General features: G+C 71.6%; 6 protein-coding genes and 1 pseudogene. 2 read left to right on the top strand and 5 right to left on the bottom strand.

The window, feature by feature from the left end; genetic code table 11:
* The 3 genes and pseudogenes from G6030_RS08080 to clpB all read right to left on the bottom strand — a co-directional run.
* Nucleotides 1-206: pseudogene (locus tag G6030_RS08080) on the bottom strand (hypothetical protein); the annotation flags it as partial.
* 114 nt (nucleotides 207-320) lie between these two features.
* Nucleotides 321-1,208 carry a sulfurtransferase gene (locus G6030_RS08075; RefSeq protein WP_082767722.1) on the bottom strand — a complete coding sequence of 296 codons (888 nt, stop codon included), beginning with the start codon at nucleotides 1,206-1,208 and terminating at the stop codon, nucleotides 321-323.
* A 201-nt stretch (nucleotides 1,209-1,409) separates the two neighbouring features.
* The gene (gene clpB / locus G6030_RS08070) at nucleotides 1,410-3,962 is read right to left on the bottom strand and encodes an ATP-dependent chaperone ClpB (protein ID WP_182642768.1); all 2,553 of its coding nucleotides are present in this window, start codon (nucleotides 3,960-3,962) and stop codon (nucleotides 1,410-1,412) included.
* 286 nt (nucleotides 3,963-4,248) lie between these two features.
* On the opposite strand from clpB, the gene G6030_RS08065 reads away from it, so the two are divergent.
* On the top strand, nucleotides 4,249-5,097 hold the full coding sequence (locus G6030_RS08065) for a hypothetical protein (RefSeq protein ID WP_241724246.1): 849 nt from the start codon (nucleotides 4,249-4,251) through the stop codon (nucleotides 5,095-5,097).
* A gap of 79 nt (nucleotides 5,098-5,176) precedes the next feature.
* On the opposite strand, the gene G6030_RS08060 is transcribed toward G6030_RS08065, so the two are convergent.
* Nucleotides 5,177-5,797, bottom strand: coding sequence for a malonic semialdehyde reductase (locus tag G6030_RS08060; RefSeq protein ID WP_182642767.1), 621 nt, complete (start codon nucleotides 5,795-5,797; stop codon nucleotides 5,177-5,179).
* On the opposite strand from G6030_RS08060, the gene G6030_RS08055 reads away from it, so the two are divergent.
* Complete coding sequence (locus tag G6030_RS08055) at nucleotides 5,796-6,755, top strand: ROK family protein (protein WP_241724245.1); 960 nt, start codon at nucleotides 5,796-5,798, stop codon at nucleotides 6,753-6,755. The genes G6030_RS08060 and G6030_RS08055 overlap by 2 nt on opposite strands.
* A gap of 33 nt (nucleotides 6,756-6,788) precedes the next feature.
* On the opposite strand, the gene G6030_RS08050 is transcribed toward G6030_RS08055, so the two are convergent.
* Nucleotides 6,789-8,249 (bottom strand): DEAD/DEAH box helicase (locus tag G6030_RS08050; protein WP_182642766.1); only part of this gene is annotated, 1,461 nt, incomplete at its 5' end.

The raw sequence follows: 8,249 nt of genomic DNA, 5'->3' as shown, positions 1-8,249 counted from the left end.
GGGCGCGGGGCCTCGTCGTCGTCGACCCCGGCCGATCCCCCCGGGACCGCGTCGCCGTCCGCAGAGGCCAACGGGGCACGCGCCCGTGAACGCCCGTCGCCGTACTGTGCGCCGCGCCCGCCGCCGCGCTGCTTGGCATCCAGGCGCAGCAGGGCGATCGCCGCGACGAGCAGCACGAGGGCCACGAGGAACCAGATCCAGACCATGCCCTGAAGGGTAGTCAGCGCGACCGACACGCCCGTCCAGGTGGCGCGGCGCGTGGGCCCCTCCCGGTCCCGTGTGCGGCTGAGAACCGCGCCCGGACCGGCCGGAGGGGGTGACTAGCGGGGGTCCGGGCCGATCGCGACCGGGCGCTTGCGGTCCGCCGACCACGCCGACCAGGAACCCGGGAACAGACGCCCCGCGTCGAGACCCGCGACCTCCATCGCCGCCAACGTGTGGCACGCGTGGATTCCGGAGCCGCAGTACACGACCGCGTCGTCGCCCTCGGACACGCCCACCTCGGCGAACATCTCCCGCAACTTCTCCGACGGCAGGAATCGGCCGCGGTCGTCGATGAAGTTCATCGTGGGCAGGTTCACCGCGCCCGGGATGTGTCCGGCGCGCGAGTCCATCGGCTCGGTGCGGCCCTCGTAGCGCTCCGGCGTGCGCGCGTCGATGAGCACGCCCCGCTCCGGCCAGTGGGCGGCCTCCTCGATGCCGACCGTCTGCATGTGATCCAGGTCGAACGTGAAGTTCCCGCGCGAGACCGGGTTGCCGGGCCCCACGGCGAGGTCCTCACCCTCCGCGATCCACGCCTTGAGACCGCCGTCGAGCAGGTGCACGTCCTTCTTGCCGGCCCACCGCATGAGCCACCAGGCGCGGGCGGCCGAGGTGTTGCCGAGGTCGTCGTAGATCACCACGCGACTGTCGTTGTCGATACCGACGCGGCGCATCGCGTCCTCGAAGTCCTCCGGCGAGGGCAAAGGGTGCCGACCCTCGCGGACGTTGCGCTGGCCCGCGAGGTCGCCCGGCAGGTCCAGATACTGCGCGCCGGGGATGTGGCCGGACCAGTAATGCTCGCGCCCGAGCGCGTCACCGAGCTGCCAGCGCACGTCGAGGATGACGGGCGGGACCGGCAGGTTGGAGACGTCGTTGATCAGCTCGCGCGCCGTGACGAGAAGGGGGCTGTCGGGACGAGTGGTCGAGAGGACGGTGTCGCTGGTCACGCGGCCAGGATAGTTCGTACGGCGGCGTGGTGGGCGGCCCGATCCGGCTGCGGTGACAGGCTTCACGCCATCCGGCGCGGCTCGTCGACAAGTACGTTCCGTGCACATCGCCCGGGATCGGCGGGTACGGAACGCGCTTCTCGACGAGACGGGCCCGGTCACCGCGTTCCGGTGACCGGGCCCGTCGGGCGCCGCATCGGCTCAGCTCAGCTGGAGCGTCTCGCCGTCCTCGGCCAGCGAGACGCGCACGGTGTCGCCGTCGCGGACCTCGCCGCCGAGCAGCGCCCGGGCCAGCCGGTCGCCGATCGACTTCTGCACCAGTCGACGCAGCGGGCGCGCGCCGTAGGCCGGGTCATAGCCGCGCCGGGCCAGCCAGCCCTTGGCGGCCTCGTCGACCTCGAGCACCAGTCGCCGGGCCTTCAGCCGCTCGGCGAGCTGGTCGATCTGGATGGCGACGATCGACTCCAGCTGCTCCTCGCTGAGGGCGTCGAAGACCACCACGTCATCCAGTCGGTTGATGAACTCCGGCTTGAACGCCCGCTTGACCGCGTCCATCATCTGCTCCCGCGTGCCGCCCGCGCCCAGGTTCGAGGTGAGGACGAGGATGGTGTTGCGGAAGTCGACCGTGCGTCCCTGACCATCGGTCAGGCGACCGTCGTCGAGGACCTGCAGGAGGATGTCGAAGACGTCCGGGTGAGCCTTCTCCACCTCGTCGAGAAGGACGATCGTGTACGGCCTGCGGCGCACCGCCTCGGTGAGCTGGCCGCCGGCCTCGTAGCCGACGTAGCCCGGAGGGGCACCGACGAGTCGCGCGACCGAGTGCTTCTCCGAGTACTCGCTCATGTCGATCCGGACCATGGCGCGCTCGTCGTCGAACAGGAACTGGGCCAGTGATTTGGCCAGCTCCGTCTTTCCGACGCCCGTCGGGCCGAGGAACAGGAACGAGCCGGTGGGCCGGTTGGGGTCGGCGACCCCGGCCCGGGCGCGGCGGACCGCGTCGGACACGGCCCGCACGGCCTCGTGCTGACCGACGACCCGGCGGCCGAGCTCGTCCTCCATCCGCAGCAGCTTCTCGGTCTCGCCCTCGAGCATCTTGCCCACGGGGATCCCGGTCCAGGCGGAGACGACCTCGGCGACGTCCTCGGGACCGACCTCCTCCTTGAGCATCGCGCCGGCCGCGGCCTCGCTCTCCTCCGCCTGCGCGAGCTGCTTCTCCAGCTCGGGCAGCCGTCCGTAGCGGATCTCGGCCACGCGGGCGTAGTCGCCGTCGCGCTCGGCCTTCTCGGACTCGGTGCGCAAGGCGTCGAGCTCCTCCTTGATCCGCTGCACGCCCTCGATGGCGGTCTTCTCGTTCTGCCACCGGGCCGTCAGCTCGGACAGCTTCTCCTTGGCGTCGGCGAGCTCGGCCTGCAGGGCGACCAGCCGGTCCTTCGACGCGGCGTCGGTCTCCTTCTGCAGGGCGACCTCCTCGATCTCGAGGCGGCGGACGATCCGCTCGGCGGCGTCGATCTCCTCGGGGCGCGAGTCGATCTCCATCTTGAGCCGGCTGGCGGCCTCGTCGACCAGGTCGATCGCCTTGTCGGGCAGGAACCGCTGCGTGATGTAGCGGTCCGACAGCGTGGCGGCCGAGACCAGGGCGGAGTCGGTGATGCGCACGCCGTGGTGGACCTCGTAGCGCTCCTTCAGACCACGGAGGATGCCGACCGTGTCCTCGACGCTGGGCTCACCCACGTACACCTGCTGGAAGCGGCGCTCCAGGGCCGCGTCCTTCTCGATGTACTTGCGGTACTCGTCGAGGGTCGTGGCGCCGACCAGTCGCAGCTCGCCGCGGGCGAGCATCGGCTTGATCATGTTGCCGGCGTCCATCGAACCCTCGCCGGTCGCGCCGGCGCCGACGATGGTGTGGATCTCGTCGATGAAGGTGATGATCTGGCCCTCGGCCGCGGTGATCTCGTCGAGCACGGCCTTGAGCCGCTCCTCGAACTCCCCGCGGTACTTCGCGCCCGCGACCATCGAGCCCAGGTCCAGCGAGAGCAGGGTCTTGCCCTTGAGGGACTCGGGGACGTCGCCGGCGACGATGCGGCGGGCCAGGCCCTCCACGATGGCGGTCTTGCCGACGCCGGGCTCACCGATGAGCACGGGGTTGTTCTTGGTGCGGCGCGACAGGACCTGCACGACGCGACGGATCTCCGAGTCGCGTCCGATGACCGGGTCGATCTTGCCCTCCCGCGCGCGGGCGGTGAGGTCCGTGGCGTACTTCTCGAGCGCCTGGTACTGGTCCTCGGGGTTCTCCGTGGTCACGCGGGTGTTGCCGCGGACTGCGGTGAACGCCTGCTTGAGCGCCTCCTCGGTGGCGCCGAGCTCGTTGAGCAGCTTGGCGGCGTCCCCACCGGTGTGACCTGCGGCGATGCCGACCAGGACGTGCTCGGTGGAGACGTAGGCGTCGCCCATCTCCGCCGCGAGGGTCTGGGAGTAGTTGACGACGGCGAGGGCGTCGCGATTGAAGTTGGGGGCGGCCATCCCCGAGCCGGACGCCTTGGGGTATCCGCTGACGAGGGCCTTGGCCTGGGTCAGGGCGAGCTGCGGGTCCACCCCGCAGGCCCGGAGGAGAGGGGTGGCGATCCCGTCCTGCTGCTCGAGCAGGGCGACGAGCAGGTGCCCGGGTCGCACATCCGGGTTACCCGCCGCGGACGCGGATTGGACGGCGGCCGAGAGAGCCGCCTGAGTCTTGGTCGTGGGGTTGAACTGGCTCATCGACCGGTCCTTTCTAGGCGTAGTGTTGAGCGTACTGGAATCAATACCGGCGCTGTTCACCGCCGGACACTCCCTACAACGACTGTCAGGTTGAGTCTATTCCACTCAAGTTAAAATTCTCGTCACGAGGACCGCCAACCAATGTGAACGAATGTCCACAACTGAGTAGACTCCCTTCGAACCCGCGGCCCCCCTCGACCGCTCCCCTCGACCCCGGGCAGCCCTGTGACCGACCTCCCCTCACCACGCCCATTCCTTCTCGCCGCGACACCGGGCCTGTAGCGCGGTGGACGACTACAGTCCGGTGGCCCGCGCCACCAGGTTCGTCATCTACGTCCTCGCGGTGGTGGTGCCGATCGCGATCGCGCTCGCCGTGGTCGGCACGACCCCCTCACTGCTGGAGAAGGTCCCCGCCGAGCACCGGGACACCGTCGCGGCGATCGGCGAGGGCGCGGTCCGGCTCTCCGGCGGCAACGGCGGCATCTTCCGCTCGCAGGAGGCCAACGCCGCGGACACCACGATCCCCGGCGCGCCCCGGCCGCTGCACGGGGAATGGTCTCCGCGACGGCCCGAGGACTACCCGCCGCCGGCCGGGCTGGCCGCGGGACACGACTACACCGTGAGGGTGGACGAGGACGGCTACATCGCCCACTGGCCGTGCGACTACGAGATCCCCGTGCGCTCCTTCGGCGCGCTGCCGGGCAGCGAGGCCGACCTCGCATGGGCCGTCGAGACCCTCGCCTTCTCCAGCGGGCTACCGCTGCGTTATCTCGGCCCCGGGGCCGAGTCGGACAGGGACGCCGAGGGTGCGATCTCGGTGACCTATGGCGACCACCCGGACTTTCAGAATCCGGAGGTCGCGGGCGTCGGAGGCCCCGGGGTCCTGCCCCGCGGGTTGATCGTCCAGGGCGCGGTCACCCTGCGCCCGGAGAGCGTCAACCCGATCCCGGGAGATCCCTGGACCCGCAGCCTCACGCTGCACGAACTCATGCACGCGGTGGGGATCACGCACGCGGTGCCCTACGCACCCGAGATCATGGCCGAGCGCTCGGCGTACCCGCCGCAGACCCTCCTCGGCTACGGCGACCGGTTCGCCCTGCACGTCGTGGGCTGCCCGGCGTCGGCCACCGGCTGACGGCGGCAGGAGACGCTGAGACGCCGACGGGCCGGGCGCCGCGGCGCCCGGCCCGTCGGAGAGGTGGAGGAGAGCTCGATCAGAGGGTCTCGACGACCTCGTCGTACCCGAGCCGCGGGAGCCGGTCGAACCAGGCGCCCTCCTCGGCCGGCCTGCCGATGTTGATGGCCACGAGCACGCGGTGGCGGCCGTCGGGGAAGAACTCGCGCGAGATCGCCTCGGCATCGAAACCGGTCATCGGGCCCGCCGCGAGGCCGGCGGCACGGATGCCGATGATCGCGTAGCCGATCTGCAGCCCGGCGTTGAGCTCGGCGGTGCGAACGCGGGCGTCCTCGTCATCGGCGAACAGGTCGCGCGCCCCGGGGAAGTGCGGGAACTGCGTGGGCAGCTCGTCGTGGAAGTCGACGTCGGCCGCGAGCAGCGCGACGACCGGGGCCGCAGCGGTCTTGGCGCGGTTGCCCTCGGCGAGGAGCGGCAGTAGCCGGGCCTTGGCCTCCTCCGAGCGGATGACGACAGCGCGCAGCGGCTGGATGTTCATGGAGGTGGGCGCCCACTTCACCAGGTCGAAGATCGCGCGGATCTGCTCATCGGTGACGGGCTCGTCGGTGAAGGCGTTGGCCGTGCGCGCCTCGCGGAACAGCAGGTCCTGCGCCTGCTCGTCGAGGGCGAGCGCGTTCTGGGTGTCAAAAGTAGTGGTCATGTCTACTACCAACGGCGTGCTGCGACTTTCGATCCCCGAGCCGCACATGATCTTCGCCACACCCGACCGCGGGAAGGGCCCGGACCGGGCCACCGGCGGCAAACCCTCCGCGCGCCCGCTACGAATAAGTGGGGAGAATGTAGGCATGGAAAAGGGAGGTGCGGCGATGCGCAACGGCGTGGTCGTGGACATCGGCGGCAGCGGGACGCGGATCGGTGCCGTGGTGGACGGCAACGTGGTGGGCGTCCACGGTGCCGAGGTCGCGACCGCCGAGGATCTCGCCACCGCGGTCCTCGCCGTCGACCGCTCCCCCGCCGGCGTCGGGGTGTCGCTGAACGGCCACGTCGACGCGGACCGCGGGCGGGTCGTCCTGTCGCGCGCCGCCGCATGGGCGGAGGGCGACCTGCGCACCGAACTGGTGTCGCTGATCGACGCGCCGGTCTCGGTCATCGGCGACGGGGACGCCCACGCCCTGGCCCTGACGCGGCTCCCCGACGTCGAGTTCGGCGGGATCGCCATCTCCCTCGGCTCGTCCCTGGCGTTCGGCGCACTCAACCACCACGGCGCGCTCATCCACCCGTGCGGCCACACCGGCTGGGACCTCGGGCACTGGCGGATCGTCGGCGACGGCACCAACACCGAGGCGTGGTGGGGACTGGGCGGGCACGGCCTGTACGACCTCGAGCGGGAGCACGGCGACGGGGCCGCCGAGATCTACGCCTACCGGCTCGGATCGTTCCTCGTGGACGCCGTCCAGCTCTTCCGCCCGCGGACGGTCCTGCTGACCGGCGGCATCGTCGTGGGGCTCGGCGAGGCGCTGCACGGACCGGTCGCCGAGCAGCTGCAGTCCCTGCCGATCTCGGTGCCCACCCCGCGCGTGGTCTACTCGCCGTCGAGGGACACCGCGCTGTTCGGGGCGGCCGTCGCGGCGGGGCTGGCGCTGCCGGAGATGCGCTGATCCGGCCCTGACCGCCCCGGGCGGCACGGGCGCCTACTCCAGCAGCCCGCGCAGGTCGTCGGCGGTGAGCGCGGCGGAGAAGTGCTCTCCGCTGTCCAGGACGGAGGCGAACAGCTCGGCCTTGCGCTGCTGCAGTTCGACCACGCGCTCCTCGATCGTGTCGCGGGCGACCATCCGGTAGACCAGCACCGGGCGGGTCTGGCCGATGCGGTGCGCGCGGTCCACGGCCTGGGCCTCGGTCGCCGGGTTCCACCACGGGTCCAGCAGGAACACGTAGTCCGCGCCGACCAGGTTGAGCCCCACGCCGCCGGCCTTGAGGCTCAGGCAGAAGACCTGCGCGCCGCCCTCGGTGAACTCCCCGACCGCCCCCGCCCGGTCCGTCGTGCTGCCGTCGAGGTGGGCCACGGTGATCCCCTCGTCGCGCAGCCGCTCCACGACGGTGTCGAGGTAGGTGGTGAACTGGCTGAACACGAGCGCGCGGTGGCCCTCGGCCACCACCTCCCGCAGCGCGGCGATGAGCTCGTCGGTCTTCGCGGACGCGACACCGAGATGGTCCGGGTCGACGAGGGAGGCGTCCAGGCACAGGCGCCGGAGGACGGTGAGCCCGGCGAGGATGCTGATGCGGTTGGACTCGAAGTCGTCGAGCAGCTCCAGCAGTGAGGCCCGCTGCCGCGCGAGCTCCCGTTCGTAGATCCGGCGGTGCGTGGCCGACAGCTCGATCTCCATCACCGCGTCCGTGCGCGGGGGCAGGTCGGCGGCCACGAGCTCCTTGCGTCGCCGCAGCAGGAACGGACGCAGCCGCCTGCGCAACCGCTCGAGCGCGGCCTGGTCCCCGTCCTTCTCGATGGGCGTGCGGAAGCGGGCGCGGAACTCCTTGGCGTCGGGCAGCACGCCCCGGCACGACAGGGCCGCGACCGCCCACAGCTCGGTGATGTTGTTCTCCATCGGCGTGCCCGTCACGGCGAGCAGGAAATCGGCCCGCAGCCCGGCCAGCGCGGCGAAGAGCTTGGAGCCCGGGTTCTTGGCCTGCTGGGCCTCGTCGAGGATCACGCCCGCCCACTCGACGCCCGCGTACGAGTCGGCGTCCAGCCGCAGCACGGCCGCGGAGGTCACCACGATGTCGTGCGCGGCCGCGTCCGCGGCGACCGTCGTCGTGGACCGGGCCTCGGTCGCCGATCGCCGCGCCACCCGGAGCGAGGGGACGAACCGACGCGCCTCGGACTCCCAGTTGGGCACGACCGACGAGGGCGCCACGACGAGGAACGGCCCCGGCGGGTGGTCGCCGGCGGTCTCGTGCGCGTGGGCGATGAGCGCGAGCGACTGGATGGTCTTGCCCAGTCCCATGTCGTCGGCGAGGATTCCGCCGATCCGGTGCCGCCACAGCATGGCCAGCCAGTCCAGGCCCTGCTGCTGGTACGGCCGCAGGTCCGCCTCGAGCGCGGCGGGGGCGGGGACGGGCGCGGGCGTGTCGGCGGCCAGTTCGAGCAGCGCGCG

Source organism: Dietzia sp. E1 (assembly GCF_014145015.1).
GTDB lineage: Bacteria > Actinomycetota > Actinomycetes > Mycobacteriales > Mycobacteriaceae > Dietzia > Dietzia cinnamea_A.
This window is presented reverse-complemented; position numbering and strand designations above follow the sequence as displayed.